Annotated in this window: 14 protein-coding genes; 1 reads left to right on the top strand and 13 read right to left on the bottom strand. The window is 74.6% G+C overall.

Annotated elements, in window-relative coordinates; translation table 11 throughout:
• Window positions 1-478 precede the first annotated feature (478 nt).
• The gene (locus tag KGD84_RS22080; protein WP_220565920.1) at window positions 479-1,465 is read left to right on the top strand and encodes a LacI family DNA-binding transcriptional regulator; all 987 of its coding nucleotides are present in this window, start codon (window positions 479-481) and stop codon (window positions 1,463-1,465) included.
• Between the two features lie 19 nt (window positions 1,466-1,484).
• Here the strand turns inward: KGD84_RS22080 and mmsB are convergent, their stop codons facing one another.
• The 13 genes from mmsB to KGD84_RS22015 all read right to left on the bottom strand — a co-directional run bounded on the left by mmsB (window position 1,485) and on the right by KGD84_RS22015 (window position 18,154).
• Entirely contained in the window at window positions 1,485-2,774 is a 1,290-nt protein-coding gene (gene mmsB / locus KGD84_RS22075) for a multiple monosaccharide ABC transporter permease (protein ID WP_220562287.1), read from the bottom strand.
• Window positions 2,771-4,300 (bottom strand): sugar ABC transporter ATP-binding protein, encoded by a 1,530-nt coding sequence (locus KGD84_RS22070; RefSeq protein WP_220565919.1) that lies wholly within the window; start codon window positions 4,298-4,300, stop codon window positions 2,771-2,773. The genes mmsB and KGD84_RS22070 overlap by 4 nt, the downstream gene beginning before the upstream one ends.
• A gap of 44 nt (window positions 4,301-4,344) precedes the next feature.
• Entirely contained in the window at window positions 4,345-5,436 is a 1,092-nt protein-coding gene (gene chvE / locus KGD84_RS22065; RefSeq protein WP_220562286.1) for a multiple monosaccharide ABC transporter substrate-binding protein, read from the bottom strand.
• A 134-nt stretch (window positions 5,437-5,570) separates the two neighbouring features.
• Window positions 5,571-7,007, bottom strand: coding sequence for an L-fucose/L-arabinose isomerase family protein (locus tag KGD84_RS22060; protein WP_220562285.1), 1,437 nt, complete (start codon window positions 7,005-7,007; stop codon window positions 5,571-5,573).
• Window positions 7,008-7,033: 26 nt separating this feature from the next.
• Window positions 7,034-7,735, bottom strand: coding sequence for an L-ribulose-5-phosphate 4-epimerase (locus KGD84_RS22055; RefSeq protein ID WP_370634559.1), 702 nt, complete (start codon window positions 7,733-7,735; stop codon window positions 7,034-7,036).
• On the bottom strand, window positions 7,732-9,420 hold the full coding sequence (gene araB / locus KGD84_RS22050; RefSeq protein ID WP_220565917.1) for a ribulokinase: 1,689 nt from the start codon (window positions 9,418-9,420) through the stop codon (window positions 7,732-7,734). The genes KGD84_RS22055 and araB overlap by 4 nt, the downstream gene beginning before the upstream one ends.
• 583 nt (window positions 9,421-10,003) lie before the next feature.
• Window positions 10,004-10,219, bottom strand: a complete 216-nt coding sequence (locus KGD84_RS22045; protein WP_220562283.1) for a hypothetical protein — start codon at window positions 10,217-10,219, stop codon at window positions 10,004-10,006.
• A gap of 46 nt (window positions 10,220-10,265) precedes the next feature.
• On the bottom strand, window positions 10,266-11,543 hold the full coding sequence (locus KGD84_RS22040; protein ID WP_255646740.1) for a cytochrome P450: 1,278 nt from the start codon (window positions 11,541-11,543) through the stop codon (window positions 10,266-10,268).
• A 99-nt stretch (window positions 11,544-11,642) separates the two neighbouring features.
• Entirely contained in the window at window positions 11,643-11,927 is a 285-nt protein-coding gene (locus tag KGD84_RS22035) for a hypothetical protein (protein WP_220562280.1), read from the bottom strand.
• 32 nt (window positions 11,928-11,959) lie between these two features.
• Window positions 11,960-14,002: a CocE/NonD family hydrolase gene (locus KGD84_RS22030; protein ID WP_220562279.1), complete on the bottom strand. Its 2,043-nt coding sequence runs from the start codon at window positions 14,000-14,002 to the stop codon at window positions 11,960-11,962.
• 14 nt (window positions 14,003-14,016) lie between these two features.
• Complete coding sequence (locus tag KGD84_RS22025) at window positions 14,017-15,306, bottom strand: ATP-grasp domain-containing protein (protein WP_220562278.1); 1,290 nt, start codon at window positions 15,304-15,306, stop codon at window positions 14,017-14,019.
• 108 nt (window positions 15,307-15,414) lie between these two features.
• A complete protein-coding gene (locus KGD84_RS22020; protein ID WP_220562277.1) occupies window positions 15,415-16,833 on the bottom strand; it encodes a pyridoxal phosphate-dependent decarboxylase family protein in 1,419 nt (472 codons plus the stop codon).
• Complete coding sequence (locus tag KGD84_RS22015; protein ID WP_255646739.1) at window positions 16,823-18,154, bottom strand: MFS transporter; 1,332 nt, start codon at window positions 18,152-18,154, stop codon at window positions 16,823-16,825. Before KGD84_RS22015 ends, KGD84_RS22020 begins: the two co-directional genes overlap by 11 nt.
• Window positions 18,155-18,414: the final 260 nt, after the last annotated feature.

Here is an 18,414-nt window from a genome sequence, read left to right as displayed (position 1 = left end):
GGCGAAGTGCTTCCCGCGCACGCAGGGATGCTCCCGGTCCTCGTGGCGGTGCGCCATCTCGTCGTTGGTGTTCCCCGCGCACGCGGGGATGGTCCCGCCACCGTCATGTCCAGCCGCAGCGACCGGCCGTGCTCCCCTCGCATGCGGGGGTGGTCCCTCCATGATGACGAGATGACCCGTCATCGCGGCGTGCTCCTCGCGGGTGCGGGGGTGGGGGCTCGGAGGGGCGGGAGCGGGGAGCGGCAGCCAAGGGCGTGGGGGCAGGGGAATCGGCGGGATGGGAGCGCTAACAACAGGAAACTGGAAGCGTTTACCTTGGGTGGGAGGCTGTTGCCGTGTGGGGGCAATGGGATATGTTAGCGCCCACCGTCCGGCTCGTGCCCGGCGGGCGTTCACCGAGCACGCGACCGCATCGGCTGTGAAGGAGCTGCGGGTGGCCCAGACCCCATCGACCCCCGGCGCGGCGCGGGAGCCCGCGATGACCGACGTCGCGCGCCTGGCCGGGGTGTCGCACCAGACGGTCTCCCGCGTGCTCAACGGCCACCCCAACGTCCGCGAGCAGACCCGGCTGCGGGTGCGCGCGGCCATCGAGCAGCTCGGCTACCGGCCCAACCGGGCCGCCCGGGCGCTGGCGACCGGGCGGTCGCAGCTCATCGGCGTCGTCGCCCAGAACTCGACCCTGTTCGGCCCCTCCTCGCTGCTGGCCGCCTTCGAGCTCGCCGCCGCGGCCCGGGGCTTCGTCGTCAGCGTCCGCCGGGTCCGGGTGCTGGACCGGGGCTCCATCGCGGAGGCCGTCGACCACCACCTGGAGCAGCGCGCCGCCGGGATCGTGGTGATAGCGCCCACCGCCGCCGCGGACGAGGCCCTGGCCGCGGTGCCGCCGGACATCCCGCTGGTCGCGGTGGACGGCGACCCCGCGCGCGGCGACACCCTGGTGACCGTGGACCAGCAGGCCGGCGCGCGGCTGGCCACCCGCCACCTGCTGGACGCCGGGCACCGGACCGTCTGGCACGTGGCCGGCCCCTCGGAGTGGTTCGACGCCGCCGACCGGGAGCGGGGCTGGCGGCGGACCCTGGAGGAGGCCGGCGCCGAGGTCCCGCCGGTGAGCCCCGCGGACTGGAGCGCCGCCTCGGGCTACCGGGCCGGGCTGATCCTCGCCCGCATGCCCGAGGTCACGGCGGTCTTCGCCGCCAACGACCACCTGGCGCTGGGCATCCTGCGGGCGATGTCGGAGCGCGGCCGCGCCGTCCCCGGCGAGGTGAGCGTCGTCGGGTTCGACGACGTCCCCGAGGCCGCCTACTTCATCCCGCCCCTGACGACCGTGCGCCCCGACTTCGCCACGGTGGCCACCGAGACGCTGGACGTGCTCCTGTCGTGCATGTCCGGGGAGCCCGCCGCCTCCACCCGCCGGACGATCACGCCGACCCTGGTGGAACGCGCCAGCGTGGCCGCCCCGCCCCGGTAGGCGGGGCGGCCGCGCCGGGTCAGGCCGAGGCCGGCTCCCGGGCGCCCGGGGCGGGCGCGGCGCCGCCCGCCCCGGGCCCGTCGCGGCGGACGCGCAGCCCGAACACCGCCCCGCCCGCGCCGATCCGACGCTTGTTGTAGATGTCGAAGGCCACCGCCAGCAGCAGCACCAGCCCCTTGATGAGCTGCTGCCAGTCCACGCCGAGCCCGATCAGGGACATCCCGTTGTTGAGGACGCCCATGACCAGGGCGCCGATGACGGCCCCCACCACGGTGCCCACCCCGCCGGACGCCGACGCGCCGCCGATGAACGCCGCCGCGATGGCGTCCAGCTCGAACATGGTGCCCGCGCCCGGGGTGGCCGCGTTGAGCCGCGCGGTGAACACCAGCCCGGCCAGCGCGGACAGCGCCCCCATGTTGACGAACACCCAGAAGGTGGTCCGCTGCGTGCGGATGCCCGACAGGGCCGCCGCCCGCTCGTTGCCGCCCACCGCGTAGATCCGCCGGCCCGGCGTCGTCGAGCGCGTCACGAACGAGTACCCCGCGATCAGCGCCACGAGCAGCAGCCCCACCAGGGGCAGGCCGTTGTGGGCCGCCAGCGCCCAGGTGAACGCCAGGATCGCCGCGACGAGCACCGCCGAGCCCGCCGCGGTCACCGCCGCGGGCTGCACCGGCAGCCCGTGCGCCCGGGTCCGCGCCCGGGCCCGCCACTGGATCCACACCACGACCGCCGCGCCCGCCGCGCCCAGCAGCAGGGTCGGCAGGTGCGGGCCGTCGGTCTGGCCGGGGAGGAACCCGCCCGCGATCCGCCGCAGGGAGGAGGGCAGGTGCGCGATGGACTCGCCGCCCAGGACGGCCAGCGTGGCGCCGCGGAACACGAGCATCCCGGCGAGGGTGACGATGAACGCGGGGACGCGCACGTACGCGATCCAGAAGCCCTGCCAGGCGCCGATGGCCGCGCCGAGCAGCAGCGCCAGGGGCACCACCGCGAAGGTCGGCAGCCCCCAGGAGGTGAGCATGATCGCCGACACGGCGCCGGTGAACGCCACCACCGACCCGACCGACAGGTCGATGTGCCCGGTGACGATCACCAGCATCATGCCGATGGCCAGGATCAGGATGTAGGAGTTCTGGAGGATCAGGTTGGTGATGTTGAGCGGGGTCAGCAGCAGCCCGCCCGTCAGGATCTGGAACAGGACGACGATGGCGACCAGCGCCACCGCCATCCCGTAGCGGCGGGTGTCGCCGCGCAGCAGGGCGCCGAGCCCGGCCCGCCCGGAGCCGGTCCGTCCCGCGGTCTTCTGTTTCATGGCCGGTCCCCGGTTCTCGTCATCAGTCTCATGAGGGTCTCCTGGTCGGCCTCGGCCGCGGGCACCTCGCCGGTGATGCGGCCCTCGCACATGGTGTGGACGCGGTCGCACATGCCCAGGACCTCGGGCAGCTCCGAGGAGATGAGCAGGACGGCGGCGCCCTCCGCCGCCAGCCTGCGGATGATCAGGTGGATCTCGTACTTGGCGCCGACGTCGATGCCGCGCGTGGGCTCGTCCAGGATCAGCAGCTCCGGCCGGGTGAACATCCACTTGGCCAGGACGACCTTCTGCTGGTTGCCGCCGCTGAGCGTGCGCACCGTCCCGGCGGCGACGTTCCCGCGCACGCGCAGCTCCTCGCCCATCCGCCGGGCCTCGACGGTCTCCCGCGCCTGGTCGATGACCCCGTGGCGCGAGACGCGGTGCAGCGCGGCCAGGGTGGTGTTGCGCCGGATGTCCTCGTCGAGCAGCAGCCCGAGCGTCTTGCGATCCTCGGGCACGTAGGCCAGGCCGCCGCGGACGGCCGCGGCGACGTCGTGCACCGGCAGGACCTCGCCGTCCTTGGACAGCGTGCCCCGCACGAACCTGCCGTAGGAGCGGCCGAACAGGCTCATCGCGAACTCGGTGCGCCCGGCCCCCATGAGCCCGGCCAGCCCGACGATCTCGCCCGCGCGCAGGTCCATGTCGACGCCGTCGACCACGCGCCGCCCCGGCCGGGTCGGGTGGTCGACCGTCCAGTCGCGCACCCGGAACCGCACCGGGCCGGCCTCCCCGAGCGGTTCGGGGTAGCGGCGGTCCAGGGAGCGCCCGACCATGCCGCGGATGATCCGGTCCTCGTCCACCGACGGCGTCCCGGCGGCGTCGCGCTCCACGGCGAGCGTCTCGATGGTGCGCCCGTCCCGCAGGATCGTGATCTCGTCGCTCACGTCCACCACCTCGCCGAGCTTGTGCGAGATGAGGATGCAGGTGACGCCCTGGGCGCGCAGTTCGAGGAGCAGGTCCAGGAGCCGCCGGCTCTCGGTCTCGTTCAGCGCCGAGGTGGGCTCGTCCAGGATGAGCAGCCGCACCCGCTTGGCCAGCGCCTTGGCGATCTCGACGAGCTGCTGGGCGCCGATGCCGAGCGCCGACACCGGGACGTCCGGGTTCTCGTCCAGACCCACCCGGAGCAGGAGCTCGCGGGCGCGGGCGTGGGTGGCGTCCCGGTCCAGGACGCCGAACCGGGTGATCTCGTGCCCGAGCAGCACGTTCTCGGCGATGGACAGCTGCGGGACCAGTGCCAGCTCCTGGTGGATGATGGCGATGCCCGACCGCTCGCTGTCGGCCACCCCGGTGAACGCGCAGGGCCTCCCGTCCAGGAGGACCTCCCCGGTGTAGGTCCCGGCGGGGTGGACCCCGCTGAGCACCTTCACCAGGGTGGACTTGCCCGCCCCGTTCTCGCCCATGAGGGCGTGGACGCGGCCCGCGCGCACCTCCAGGGAGACCCCGTCCAGGGCCACCATCCCGGGGAACTCCTTGCGGATGCCCCGCATGCTCAGCAGCGGGCCCGGCGGGGCGCCCGCGGCGGGGGCGCCGGTCACAGGTCCGACTCCTCGTAGTAGCCGCTCTCGACGAGCACCTCCCGGTAGTTGTCGATGTCGACCGACACGGGCTCCAGGAGGAAGGCCGGGACCGTCTTGACGCCGTTGTCGTAGGTCTCGGTGTCGTTGACCGGCACCTCCTCCTCCGCGAGCAGCGCCTCCACCATGTCGACGGTCTGGGCCGCCAGGGCCCGGGTGTCCTTGAACACCGTCTGGGTCTGCTCGCCGGCGATGATGGACCGCACCGACGACAGCTCGGCGTCCTGGCCGGTGACGACGGGCAGGGGGAGGTCGCCGCCGCCGTAGCCGACGGCGCGCAGGGACTCGATCACGCCCAGGCTGATGCCGTCGAACGGGGAGAGCACGGCGTGCAGCTCCTCGTCGGAGTAGTGGGCGCTGAGGAGGTTGTCCATCCGGGCCTGGGCGATGGCGCCGTCCCAGCGCTGGGTGGCGATCTGCTCCATCTCCGTCTGCCCGCTGGGGACCTCCAGCGTCCCGTCGTCCAGGTAGGGCCGCAGCACCGACATGGACCCGTCGTTGAAGAAGTAGGCGTTGTTGTCGTCGGGGGACCCGCCGAACACCTCCAGGTTGAACGGCCCCTCCTCGCCCTCCTCCAGTCCGAGGGCGTCCACGATGTACTGCGCCTGGAGCACGCCGACCTCGAAGTTGTCGAAGGTGGCGTAGTAGTCGACGTTCTCGCTGCCCATGATGAGCCGGTCGTAGGCGATCACGGGGATGCCGCTGTCGGCGGCGGTGTCGAGCACGTCGCCCAGGGCCTCGCCGTCGATCGCGGCGATGACGAGGACGTCGGCGCCGCGGGTGATCATGTTCTCGATCTGGGAGATCTGGTCGGGGACGACGTCCTCGGCGTACTGGAGGTCGGTGCCGAAACCGCGGGCCTCGAACTCGGCGACCATGTTCCGCCCGTCGTTGACCCACCGTTCGGAGGACTGGGTGGGCATGGAGATGCCGATGAGGCCGTTCTCGCCCTCGGGCCGGGCGGCGTCGCCGACGCCGTTGCAGGCGGTGAGCAGGAGGGCGGACGCTGCGAGCAGCGCGGTGCCCGCCGTACGTGGGCTGTGCGACATGGGGGGTCCGCTTTCGTGTCGGTGTGCGTGGAGGTCCGGGCCGGGAGGGGACCGGACGCGGGTCGGAGGGACGGGGGAGGGGCCGGGGGCCGGGGCCGCGCCGGGTGCGCGGCCGGCGCCGGCCGCGCGCCGGGTCAGACCGGTACGTACTCGATGCCGGCCAGCGCGCACAGGACGCGCCAGTCCTCGGCCCGGCGGCCGGTGTTCATGGCCATGTGGTGGGTGCCGCCCGCCCGGAGCCAGGCGTCCATGCACCCACCCACCCCGCTGTCGGGCCGGAACCGCCCGTAGGGCATCTCCAGGGAGGGGAGCGCGGGGGAGTCGAGGACCTCGCCCTCGGCCACGACCAGCCGGAAGCGGTCGCCGCCCAGGGCGACCAGGGAGGCCAGCGTGGCCGGGCCGGGCCGGTACCGGAACAGCAGGGTCGGCGGGTCGGCCAGCCCGCCGATGCCCAGGGGGCGCTTGATCAGGCGCACGGGCTCGTCCTCCCGGGCCAGCCGCCAGTTGCCCTCGCCCATGTGGCTCATGAGGACGGAGTCGCTCGGGAAGTCCATCGCGTACATCTCGGTGAAGTGGCCGTCCCCCGCCAGGCGGTGGCCCGCGTAGACCACCGAGGCGGCGAGCACGTCGCCCTCGCCCGCGAAGCCGTACCCCTTGGCCATCAGGGTGGAGGCGGCGGCCATGGGCAGCCGGGCGAAGCGGCCGTCCTCGCCGATCGCGTCGAAGTGGGTGGAGTAGGCCCCGCAGCCGGCCTCCTCCAGCAGCCGTTCGATGCCCAGCTGCATGCGGGCGTGGTCCTCCCGCTCCTCCTTGGACAGGCGCGGGTCCACGTCGAAGACCGAGTCCTCCCAGGACATCAGCTCGCGGACGGGCTCCTCGGGCAGGCCGGCCATGGTCCGGTGCAGGGCGCCCGGGGCGATGACGTGGACCTCGGGGCCGATCACCCGCAGCAGCGAGGTCTCGTCGACCCGCGCGTCCCCCATACCGTTCATGGGGTAGCCGAACACGCCGACCCGCAGGTCCCGCAGCGCGCGCACGGCCCGGGCCGCCCGGGCCCAGCGGCCCACCCGTTCGGCGAACTCCGGGCCCTCCCAGTCCCCGGTGACGACCTCGAACGGCACCCGTGCGCGGACCAGCGCGTTGGCGGTGTCCTGGGCGCCGTGGATCCCCTGGTTGTAGGTCATGTCGTCCATGTCCCACGAGGCGCTCACGGAGGGTTCGGGCTGGATGTTCGCCAGGGCCAGCGGCAGCCGCGCGCCGGTCAGCGCCCGGGTGATCCGCAGGGACGGCCCGTAGGTCAGCATGACCACCAGGACCCCGTCCAGGCCGGCCTCCTCGAACGCCCGCACCGCCCGCTCGGCCTCCTCGCGCCCGCGCACCGGCGGGGCGACGGTCCACTCGGCGACGCCGGAGAGCCGGTCGGCGACCCGGGCGGCGTACCGCGCCTGGTGCTCGGTGATGCCCGGGATCATGTCGTCGTAGAGCGGCTGCATGATGCCGAGCAGTCCGATACGTGGCGCGCGTCCGCGCACGGCCGGGTTCGGGGAGGGCTGAGCGGTGGGGACGGTCACGGGGGTCTCCTCGCTTTCGGTGGGGGTCACTGGCCGTAGGCGTTGCGGTAGCGCTCGTGGAGCGCGTCGATGTGCTCCTGGGGTAGGCGCTCGACGGGCCCGGCCTGCCGGGCGATGTGCACGGTGCGGGCCGCGTCCTCGCACATCACCGCGGCCTTGACCGCGGCCGCGGCGGTGGGTCCGACGGTGAACACGCCGTGGCCGCGCATGAGGACGGCCGGGGAGCGGTGGCCCGCCAGGGTGTCGAGCACGCCGCGGCCGATGGCGTCGTCCCCGATGAGCGCGAAGGGCCCCACCGGGATGTCGCCGCCGAACTCGTCGGCCATCGCGGTGATCACGCAGGGGACGGCCTCGCCGCGGGCGGCCCACGCGGTGGCGTAGGGGCTGTGGGTGTGCGCCACCCCGCCGATGTCGGGGCGCTCCCGGTAGATGTGGGCGTGGGCGAAGGTGTCGCTGGAGGGCCGGTGCCGCCCCTCGACCGTGTTCCCGTGGAGGTCGCAGACGACGATGTCCCCGGGGGCCAGGTCGTCGTAGGACACTCCGCTGGGCTTGATGACCATGAGGTCGGCGCCGGGCACCCGGGCGGAGACGTTCCCGCTCGTCCAGGTGACCAGGTTCCAGCGGGGCAGCTCCGCGTGCAGGGCGCAGACCTGCGCGCGCAGGCGTTCCACCTCGTCGCGGTGGGCGGCCAGAGCGGCCGCGTGCGCGGGCGTCCGGGGGGCCGTCACCGCCGCCTCCCCTCGCCGGAGGCCGCCGTGCCGGAGGGGCCGGCGGCGCGGGTGCCGTTGCGCAGGGCGCGGAGCCGGTGCAGGGCGTCGCTGCCGCCCCGGCCGAAGTGGTCGTGGAGTTCGGTGTAGACGGCGAACAGCTCCTTGTAGGCGGCCGCCGCGGCGGGGTCGGGCTCGACGGAATCGGCGCGGACCCGGCCCATGGCGGCGGAGGCGGCGTGCAGGTCGGGGTACAGCCCGGCGGCGACGGCCCCGTGGACGGCCGCCCCGACGGCGCTGCCGTGCCCGGTGGCCGCGACCCGCAGCGGCCGGTCCAGGACGTCGGCGTAGACCTGGAGGACGAAGGGGTTGCGCACCATGCCCCCGGCGACGGTGAGGTCGCGGACCGGGACCCCGGCGCCGGTGAAGGCATCGACGATGGTGCGGGCGCCGAACGCGGTCGCCTCCACCAGGGCCCGGTAGACCTCCTCCGGCCGGGTGGCCAGCGTCATCCCGGCGAGCAGCCCGGAGAGCGAGTGGTCGACCAGGACCGAGCGGTTGCCGCTGTGCCAGTCCAGGGCGACCAGGCCGTGGGACCCGGCCGGGGCGTCGGCCGCCCTGCGCGAGAGCAGCTCGTGCACGGACACCCCGAGGGCGCGGGCCTCGTCGTGGTAGGCCGGGGGGACGTGGGTGCCGGCGAACCAGCCGAAGATGTCGCCGACCCCGCTCTGCCCGGCCTCGTACCCCCAGGCGCCGGGCGTGATGCCGTCCCTGACCAGGCCGCACATGCCCGGGACCTCGGCCCTGACGTCGGAGTTCATCACCAGGCAGGTGCTCGTGCCCATGATGGCGAGCATCCGGCCCGGGCCGGTGGTCCCCACGGCGGCGGCGGTCACGTGGGCGTCGATGGCGCCCACCGCGACCGGGGTGCCCTCGGGCAGGCCGGTCCACTCCGCGGCCTGCGCGGTGAGGCCGCCCGCGCGCGTCCCCGGCGGGGAGAGCGGGTGGTCGAGCCGGGTCGCTGCGAAGTCCGCCAGGCGCGGGTCGAGGGCGGCCTGGTACTCCCGGGAGGGCCAGCGCCCGTCCTGGTACAGGCCCTTGTAGCCGGCGCTGGAGGTGTTGCGGGTCTCGTGGCCGCACAGCCGCCAGACGATCCAGTCGGCTGCCTCGATCCAGCGGTCGGCGCGCTCGTACACCCCGGGGTCGTCGCGCAGGACCTGGAGGGCCTTGGCGAACTGCCACTCCGAGGAGATCCGGCCGCCGTAGCGCGGCAGCCAGGGCTCGCCGCGCTCGGCGGCCAGGGCGGTGATCTCGTCGGCCTCGGGCTGGGCGGCGTGGTGGCGCCAGAGTTTGGGCCAGGCGTGCGGGCGGTCCGCGAGTCCGGGCAGCAGGCACAGGGGGGTGCCGTCGGCGGTGACGGGCAGGAAGGTGCAGGAGGTGAAGTCCGTGCCGATCCCGGCGACCCGCCCGGGGTGGACCCCGGCCAGTTCCAGCGCTGCGGGGACGGCGGTGCGCAGCACCTCCTCGTAGTCGCCGGGGTGCTGGAGCGCGGTCTCCGGCTCCAGCTCCCCCTTTCCGCCGGGGAGGCGGTCGGTGATGACGCCGTGGGGGTAGGCGTGCTCGGCGGTGCCCAGTTCGGCGCCGTCGGAGACCCGGACCACGACGGCGCGGCCCGAGAGGGTGCCGAAGTCGATGCCGACGACCACGGGATCGTCCGGCGGGCTTTTGTGGGCGCTAACATTCCGTGGCAAGGGCGCTTCCTTCCGAGATGGGGAGATTGAGGGGTATCGGGTGGATGGTGCCCTGAAGTGGGGGAGTGTCGGTTTTCCTGAAGGGGGAGGGGTGGGAGCGGGAGCGCGAATGTGATCCAGACAATATTGTTCGCGCTAACATTTTGGAATGTCAACCCCCGCAGGACACGCGGACCGACCCCGCTGTTCTGACGCGGGACACCTGGCGGGCCCGCCGGTCGCAGGGGCACCCGCCGTGACGAACCGGCACGTGCCCGCTTCCGTGTCCGCCGGGCGCGGTGCGTCGCCCGCCCCGGGGCAGCGCGCCGCATCTGGCGGAGCGCTGGTCGGAGCTCTACTGGTCCGCCGGGTGTTCCGGGGCGGAACACCCGTCCGGGAACCGTTCCGCTCGCCTTCCGGGGCCCGGCGGCCGCAGAGTGGCCGCCTCGCCCCGACTCGTCCGGGGACAGGGCGTTCCGCCGGAGTGGGCGGGTGCCCGGACGGTGCCGTCCCCGCCAGGGGGACGGCACCGTCCGGTGGTCCGCTGTGGGCGGGCCGGTCAGGCGTCGCGGCGGGGCGCGGGGGGATCCCCCTCGTCGGGGGGCATGCGCATCTCACCGGTACTGCGGTTCCAGCCCGTCGGATAGCGCCGCCGCTCGCGGGCGGGCTTGTCGGGGAGCCTGCGGTCGTCGGCGGTGTTGCGCCGCAGCACGAACACCGCCGCCACGACGATCGCGACGACCATGACCACGGCCACGACCCACGCCCATTCCATGTCCTTCACCTCTCCGATTCGGGGTCCGTTCGGTCCACCGCGCCGTTCACGCCGTCCCCGCCAGGGAGAAGCGCAGGGCGGTGTGGTCCAGTGACGCCGGCAGGTCCGCCGCCGACAGCGGGGAGGCGTCGGTGCGCGCCGGCGGGTCCCCGCCGGTGACCGCCGCCAGGAACCGCGAGGCGCTCGACAGCACCACGTCCCGGCCCGGGCACCCGGCGGGCCCGTGGCTGAACGGCACCAGCCCCGGCTCCGCCCGGGCGCGCCCGTCCAGCCAGATCCCGGGGGTGAACGCGTCGGCGTACGGCAGCCGCGGATCGCGGTGGAAGTAGGAGCTCACCACCACGAACACCGTGCCTCGGGCGAACTCCCGGTCCCGCCATACCGTCTCCCGCACCGCCTCCCGCAGGATCACGAGCGTCGTCGGCCACAGCCGCACCGACTCCTGGACCGTCGCCTCCCACCGGGCCGCGTCGCCGGCCGCCGCGTCGGGGCCGGCCCCCTCCGCGGACAGCAGGGCCAGGGACCGGAAGGCGGCGATGGCCGCCGCGTCGAAGGCGAAGAGCCAGTGCGCCACCTGGTCCTCGGGCCGCACACGGCCGTCCCGGGGCAGCCGCGCGGCCAGGCTCCCCGGCTCGGCGCCCTCGACGCCCGCCCGCACCCGGTCCAGGAACTCCTCCCTGGTCCGCCGGTCCACCGGCAGCGCGTAGGACCAGTCGGCGCGCGAGCGCAGGTGCCGGAGCAGCTCGGTGGTGAGGTGGTCTTCGGCGGCGTGCGCCCCGAAGACCAGCCTGCGGGCCAGCGCGTCGAACGACGCGGAGAACCGCGGCCAGTCCAGCCCGCCCCCGGCCTCGCCCAGGGCGCGGCGCAGCACCGCCGCCTCCTCGTCGGCGTGGGCGTCCAGCACCCCGCTGTCGGGGTGGGGCCGCCCGGTGGCCAGCGCCTCCTCGTTGGCCTCCCGACGGGGCACGCGGTCGTCGGCGTCGGACACGAGCACCCCGTGCGGCTGGAAGTGCGCCAGAGCGCCCCGCTTCTCCCGGCCGCCCGGCGAGAACGGGTCCGGGGTGCGCTCCAGGATGCCGCGCACGTCCGCCGGGTCCAGGACGAGGGCGACGGGCCGGCCCGCCACCGTCAGCGGCAGGGGCCGGTCCCCGTACCGCTCCCGCAGCTCCCGCAGGAGCTCCGCGAGCCGGCGGTCGGCGCCGAGCGCCGCGGCCAGGCCCTCCCAGGCGGGGCGGCGCACGATCACCCCCCGGGCGACCTGTGCGGACAGCAGCGGGAGCAGGCGCGCCCGCTCCAGCAGGCCGGGGGCGGGTTCCGTGCCCATCATCGGCTTCACCGCCTTCCACGGTGTTCGACCACGGGTGTGCACGGGGCGACTACCCATGAACGCCGGGAGTGAACGCGGGCGCCCCCGCCCCCGGCCTCACCGGACCGGCGGGTCGCCGCCCTCCGGCGGAGACAGGTCGTCGTCCGCCGGACCCTCCTCCGGCTCCCGCCGGGCGCTCCCGGCCCCGGGGCTCTGGTCCCACCCCCCGGTCGGGTACCGGCGGCCGTCGGGCCGCTCCTTCCAGTAGTCCGGCGAGCGGACGGCCTTCTGCTTGCGGGCGACGTCCCGGCGCAGCACCCAGATCACGAACAGGATCACCAGCACCGGGACGGCCGCGGACGCGAGGACCACCAGCGGCCCCGCGGACACCGGGCCCTCCATCGGCCCCGCCCCCTCTCCTGCGCACGCGCCCCTCACACGTGGTCGCGTGCGATCGTCTCGTTCCACTGGCGGGAGAAGATGCGCTCCCCGTTCTCGTAGGCGTCGAGCGTCCCGTACACCCGGAACTCGGTCTCGGTGCACTCCAGCGAGGTGTGCGTCTCGGTGCGGGTGGCCCAGTCCCCCCGGGCGAAGCGCATCGTCCAGGAGGTCTCGCCGCGCACCGACGTGAAGTCGTTCGCCACCGACTCGTAGTGCTCGCGGGCGCGGCGGCCCACGTCCAGGTCGATGCCCTCCAGGTGCAGGATCCCGCCGTCCTTGACGATCTCCAGCGAGGACCGGGTGTCGACCAGGTCCCTGTGCACCTCCCAGCGGTGCTCGGGCAGCTCGTGCCGGGAGGTCGGGATCTCCGCCGTCGTCTCGGGTTCGCCGAAGGGCCGGGCGGAGGGGTCCTCCCCCTCGGGCACCGGGCGGACCGGCAGGTCCAGGGCGCTGCCGCCCGGGTGGACGGTCAGCAGGACCGGCCGGGGCGGGGGCCAGGCCAGCGGCCAGTACGAGGTGGACAGCGACAGCCGGATGCGGTGGCCCGCGGGGAAGACCTGGGCCACCCCGTTGAGGACGATCCGCACCCGCCGGGGCTCGCCCGGCGGCATCTCCTCCGGTTCCGCGTGCCCGTCGCGGTGGGTCAGGTTGAGCAGCCCGAACGTGACGCGGGTGGCGGACCCGTCGGGGGCGATGTCGCTCAGCCGCGCCGCGACCATCGCCACCGGCTCGTCGGAGGACACCTCCAGCTCCACCTCGGGGGCCCCGAGGATCTCCACCGGCTCCCGGAGGGCCTCGGTCTCGAAGACCAGCGAGCCGCCGTCCTCCTCGCGCTGGTCGTAGGGCAGGTCGGGCGGCGCGCTGTAGGAGGCCCACTTGCCCGCGAACTGGCCCACGGTCAGGGGTGAGGACACGGTCAGCGGGTCGCCGGGCTCCTCGTCCTCGGCCGGGGTGTACCCGTCGGAGGTGAACAGCCGGTGCGGGCCCAGGCCGAACCGCGTCCGCTCCACCCCCGGGGACGGCCACCGGTCCTCGCGCACCCACCGCCCGGGCCGGTCCTCGTAGGAGGTGGCGGGCGGGACGGACTCCTGCATCCAGGACCACAGCGCGGACCCCTCGTCCACCCCGTTGTCCACCCCCTTGAGCCAGTGGTCGAACCAGCGCACGACCTCCTGGAGGTAGCCGATGGCGGGCCCGGGGAGCCCCAGGTGGGGGTAGCGGTGCGACCAGGGGCCGATGAGCCCCAGCCGCGGCGACTCCAGGCACTCCAGGACGCGCAGGACCGCGTTGGAGTAGCCGTCGGCCCAGCCGCCGGCGGCCAGCACCGGGCAGTCCACCCGTTCGGGGGCCTCGATCACCGAGGCGTGCCGCCAGTAGTCGTCCCTGCGCTGGTGGTGCAGCCACGTGATGATCCAGGGGCGGTTGGCCTCCAGCCGCTCCAGCCACATGTCCCGCCACCGGTCGCCCACCGTCATCGGGTCGGGCGGGCAGGTGCCGAACGCGAAGGTGGTCCCGGACTCGGCGAGGTTGTCGGAGAGCAGGCAGCCGCCCATGTAGTGGAAGTCGTCGTTGTAGCGGTCGTCGGTGAAGGACGCGATGGCGATGGCGCCCAGGCTCGGCGGGCGCCGGGCCGCCACCTGGAGCGCGGCGAAGCCGCCCCAGGACAGGCCCATCATGGCGGTCGTGCCGTCGCACCAGGGCTGCTCGGCGAGCCAGGCCAGGACCTCCTCGGCGTCCTGCTGCTCGCGCTCCAGGTACTCGTCGGTGAGCACCCCCTCGGAGTCGCCGCTGCCGCGCATGTCCACGCGGACGCAGGCGTAGCCGTGCCCGGCGATGTAGGGGTGGTGGGTCGAGTCGCGTACCGCGGTGAGGTCGCGCCTGCGGTAGGGGATGTACTCCAGGACCGCCGGCACCGGGTCCATCTCGGCGGACACGGGGAGCCAGGCCCGCCCGGCCAGGCGCACTCCGTCGGAGAGGGGGATCCAGAAGTGGTCCTCGGTCCGGACCTCGTACGGCAGGGTCTCGATCACCCGCATGGGGTCTCCTTCCGTCAGTGGTCGTCGCCGGGGTCGTCCTCGATGTCGAAGGAGAGCTCCTCGGCGCAGCGCTCGTACTTGGCGCGCATCTCCGTCTCGTCGGCGCCGCCGATGACGATCTTGGCGAGCTCGAAGCTGTAGCTGTCCTGGGCCTGGAGCCCGGAGAGCCGCTGCCCCTCCTCCGGCACGATCGCGATCCGCACCCCCGGCACGGCCTCCTCCAGCCGGCGGACCTCCTCGGGGGTGGGCACCCGGTCGACCATGCCGTCGGAGAAGCGGCGCAGGTACCATTCGGCGGCGATGTCGTACTCCCCGCGGAGCCCGTCCGGGAGCACGGGCTCCCGCCCCAGGGCGAGCCTGAGCATCCGCTCGTGGTTGGCGGCGCCGTCGACCATCTCGAACAGCGACGCGTGCGCCTGGGAGTGGCGGGGGTTGACCTCCAGCACCCGGATGTCGTCCTCGACGGGGTCGTAGAAGAACTCGATGCTGAACGTCGAGTCGTCCAGCCCCAGCCTGCCCATCACCCGCGTGGCGATCGAGGCCAGCCGCCGCCGGACGTCCTCGGGCAGGGTGGAGGGGTACTGGTGGCGCAGGAAGACCGGGCTGGCCGGGTAGTCGACCGAGTCCAGCGTGGCGTAGACGACGCATTCGCCCCGGTGGACGTAGCCCTCGACGGCCACCTGGACCCCGTGCAGGGCGGCCTCGGCCAGGCAGGAGGTGCCGCCCGCCTCGGCGATCTCCGGCGGGAGGTCGACGCGCTTCAGGATCTCCTCGAAGGGGCGCCCGATCTTGCCGATCCCCTCGCGCAGGCGCTCGACGGCCTCGTAGAACTCCTCGTCGTTCTCCACGCGGAAGGCGAGCTCGGAGGAGGCCGACTTCACGGGCTTGAGCCACATCGGGTAGCCGGGTTCGGTCGGCGGGACCGGGTCGTGCAGGTCCACCAGGGCGAAGGCGGGGTACTCGTCGATGACCTCGCTCTGGAGCAGGCGGCTCCAGTACTTGTGCTCGCACCGGACGACCGATTCCAGGGTGGGGGAGGGCAGGCCCCGGGGGCCGGCCAGGATCGGCACCAGCAGGGTGATGGGAAAGTCCCAGAAGCCCGCGATGGCGTCGACGGACCCGTCGAACCCGTCCATCGCGGCCTGGGCCCCGGCGATGGTCTCCTCGATGTCCAGGTGCTCGGACCTGAGGTCGTCCAGGGTGGAAAGGGGGTGGAAGTCGCACTCCCGGCCGGTGGGCGTCCTCCTGAGGATCTCGTGGTTGCGTTCGTCCAGGCCGGGGATGAAGACGTTCTTCCGTGGCATCGGACCTCCCTCGTCCTCCGGTTCCGCCCCGTCCCCCGTCCGCGGTGCCCCACTGGGGGACCGGGGGGACGGGGGATGTGGGAGGGCGACTACCCGAAGAGGCACCCCTCAATCGGTGTGCGGGGAGTTGAGGGCCGACAGGAAGCGGACCAGCAGCGCCTCGCGGGTGGCCGGCGCGAGCCCGTCGAGGATCGTGTTCACCGCCGCCGTCGGGGAGCCGCCCGGGCCGCCCAGGGTGACGCCGACCGCCGACAGCAGCTCCACGAACGCGCGGTCGTCCACCGCCTCCAGGTCCAGGCCCTCCACGGTCCCGGCCAGGCCCCCGGGCAGGTCGGGGCGCAGGCCGCCCACCGCCGCGACCGCCCCGGCCAGCACCTCCAGCAGCGCGTCCACCCCCGCCAGCGACACCCCGGTCAGCGTCAGGTGCAGGTTGGGCGGGATGCCCGCGTACGACAGCTGCGCCTGGAGGAACCACCCGGACTTCGCGACCTCGTCGGCCAGGACGAACACGTCCACCGCCGGGTCGGCCGAGGCCAGCGCCACCAGCGGCGCGTCCGGCTCGCCCAGCACCCGCAGCTCCGGGATCCCCGCGACCCCCTCGCGCAGCCGTGCGGCCGCGGCCATCGCCTCGGCGGCCAGCTCGCGGTACCCCGACGCGCCCAGCGCGTTCAGGGTCGCCCACGCCCCGGCCAGCGGACCCGCGCCCTTGCTGCTCTGCACGGTGGAGTTGATGACCGTGTACCCCGGCCAGTCGGCGCTGGCGTAGTACGCCGCCCGCCGCAGTTCCTCCGTGGCGAACAGCACGACGGAGGCCCCCTTGGGCGCGTACCCGTACTTGTGCAGGTCGCACGAGAGGGAGGTGACGCCGGGGACGGACAGGTCGAACGGCGGCGCGTCCGCCAGCCACGGCAGCACCCAGCCGCCCACGCAGGCGTCCACGTGGCAGGGCACCCCGTGCCGGGCGGCGAGCGCCGCGATCTCCGGCACCGGGTCCACCACCCCGTGCGGGTACGACGGCGCCGACGCCACCACCAGCGCGGTGCCCGGCCCGATCGCGTCGGCGACCGCCGACGGCACCGCGCGCAGGGTCCCGGGGTCCACCGGCACCGTGACGGGCGTCAGCCCCAGGTAGTGGCAGGCCTTGCGGAACGCCGGGTGCGCCGTCACCGGCAGCACCACCTCGCGCCCGCTCCCGGTGTCGCGGGCCGCCTTGACCGCCAGCATGATGGACTCGGTCCCGCCGCTGGTGAAGACGCCCGGGGTGGACGCGTCCCCGCCCAGGACGGCCGCGACCGCGCCCACCACCCGCTTCTCCAGGGCGACGGTGCTGGGGAACGCCGTCGGGTCGAGGCCGTTGACCTCCAGCATCTCCAGGTAGGCCCGGTGCCCGGCCTCGCGCACGTGCGGCCGCCCGGGGTCGTACACGTAGGCGGCGACCCGGCCCTCCCGCACCGGCAGGTCGCCCTCCTTGAGGCGGGCCAGTTCGGCGAGCAGGTCCTCGGTGGAGCGTCCGTTCTCAGGCAGCACTTTTCTCTCCCACGGCGGTCAGTTTCCGAAAGGCCAGCAGCGGCACCAGGCTCACCAGGAACAGCGCGGCCGGCATCAGGGTGAACCCCCAGCTCAGGCCGAGCAGGGCGCTCCCGGGCTGGACGACGGCCGACGCCACGTCCGAGGAGCGGAACGCCGTCGCGGCCAGCACGGCCGAGAACAGCCCCGGCCCCAGCGCCATCGCCCCCGTCTCCAGGCCGGTCCACAGGCCGGTGAACGTGCCCGCCTGGGCCTGCCCGCTGCGGCCGGCGTCCTCGCGCACGGTCTCGGGCAGCAGGGTCAGCGGCAGCAGCTGCAGGCCGGTGTAGAAGAGGCCCACCAGCCCGGTCACCGCCAGCACCGCGGCGGCGTGTTCGGCGAGCACCGCCGGGAACAGCAGGGCGGTGGTGGCGGTCATCGCGACCAGCGCCACGAGGTAGCAGTTCACCGTGCCGAACCGCCGGGCCAGCGCCGACCAGGCCGGGACGGCCACCAGGCTCGGCCCCACCACGCACACGAACATGGCGGAGGTGAGCCCGTAGTCGCCCAGCCGGTAGGTGGCCACGTAGGGCGCGCCCGCCAGCATCACCGACACCGCCAGGGACTGGGTGGAGAACGCGGCGGCCAGCGCGAAGAACGGCCTGTTGCCGCGCGCCGCCCTGAACGCGGCGACGGGCCCGAGCGTGCCGGTACCGGCACGGCCGGGGATCCACCGGGTCCCCAGCGTGGCGGCCAGCAGCGCCGCGCACAGCACCGCCCCGATGGCGGCGCCCATGGCCAGGTGGCCGGGGCGTCCGCCGCCCGCGGCCTCCACGACGACGGGGGCGAGCCCGCCTGCGGCGAGGATGCCCAGGGTCAGGCACACCACCCGCCAGGACATGGCGCGGGCCCGCTGGTCGCGGCGCGGCGAGATCTCCGCGGGCAGCGCCACGTAGGGCACCTGGAAGAGGTTGAACGCGGTGGTGGCCAGCAGGAACGCCGCGCCCACCCACAGCGCCGACCAGGCCGGCGACTGCGTGGGGGCCGCGAACATGGCGGCGAACAGCAGCGGGAGGGCGAGCGCCCCGGCGAGCATCAGCCGGGAGCGGCCGCCGGTGCGCACGGCCTCCCGGTCGCTGGCCACGCCGATGGCGGGGTCGACGAGCATGTCCCAGACCTTGGGCAGGACCAGCACGAGCCCGGCGGCCCCGGCGGCGACGCCGAGCACGTCGGTCAGGTAGTAGAGCAGCAGCAGGCCGGGCAGGGCCGAGAAGACACCGGTGCCGACGGAGCCGATCCCGTAGGCGAGGAGTCGGGAGCGGGGGAGCGGGCCGGCGGTCACGGGCGGCCGCCGCAGGGGCGGCCCGGGGGACGGGGGAAGGGGGAGCCGGGGCGGTTGACAGGGGCGCGCCCGGTGTACAGGGGGGAGTCCACCCGCGCACGTTACCGCCGGCGGGCGGGCGCGGGCAATGGCCCGCGGGTCCGTGACCTCGGTTTTCGCGCAGGGTGACCCCGGGCCCGCCGTCCGCGGCCGTGGACGGCCGGTGTGCGGCGCCTTCGGGGCCGCCGGGCGGCCCGAGGCGGGCACACGTTCGTCCCACC

This window comes from Nocardiopsis changdeensis (assembly GCF_018316655.1).
Lineage (GTDB): Bacteria > Actinomycetota > Actinomycetes > Streptosporangiales > Streptosporangiaceae > Nocardiopsis > Nocardiopsis changdeensis.
The sequence above is the reverse complement of the archived record's forward strand: the minus strand, read 5'-3'. Positions and strand labels throughout refer to the sequence as shown.

What these genes read in the sequence shown, in the direction of transcription:
- KGD84_RS22080 (WP_220565920.1), top strand. Translation starts at nt 479, where the DNA reads ATGACCGACGTCGCGCGCCTGGCCGGGGTGTCGCACCAGACGGTCTCC.
- mmsB (WP_220562287.1), bottom strand. Translation starts at nt 2,774, where the DNA reads ATGAAACAGAAGACCGCGGGACGGACCGGCTCCGGGCGGGCCGGGCTC.
- KGD84_RS22070 (WP_220565919.1), bottom strand. Translation starts at nt 4,300, where the DNA reads ATGCGGGGCATCCGCAAGGAGTTCCCCGGGATGGTGGCCCTGGACGGG.
- chvE (WP_220562286.1), bottom strand. Translation starts at nt 5,436, where the DNA reads ATGTCGCACAGCCCACGTACGGCGGGCACCGCGCTGCTCGCAGCGTCC.
- KGD84_RS22045 (WP_220562283.1), bottom strand. Translation starts at nt 10,219, where the DNA reads ATGGAATGGGCGTGGGTCGTGGCCGTGGTCATGGTCGTCGCGATCGTC.
- KGD84_RS22040 (WP_255646740.1), bottom strand. Translation starts at nt 11,543, where the DNA reads ATGGGCACGGAACCCGCCCCCGGCCTGCTGGAGCGGGCGCGCCTGCTC.
- KGD84_RS22035 (WP_220562280.1), bottom strand. Translation starts at nt 11,927, where the DNA reads ATGGAGGGCCCGGTGTCCGCGGGGCCGCTGGTGGTCCTCGCGTCCGCG.
- KGD84_RS22030 (WP_220562279.1), bottom strand. Translation starts at nt 14,002, where the DNA reads ATGCGGGTGATCGAGACCCTGCCGTACGAGGTCCGGACCGAGGACCAC.
- KGD84_RS22025 (WP_220562278.1), bottom strand. Translation starts at nt 15,306, where the DNA reads ATGCCACGGAAGAACGTCTTCATCCCCGGCCTGGACGAACGCAACCAC.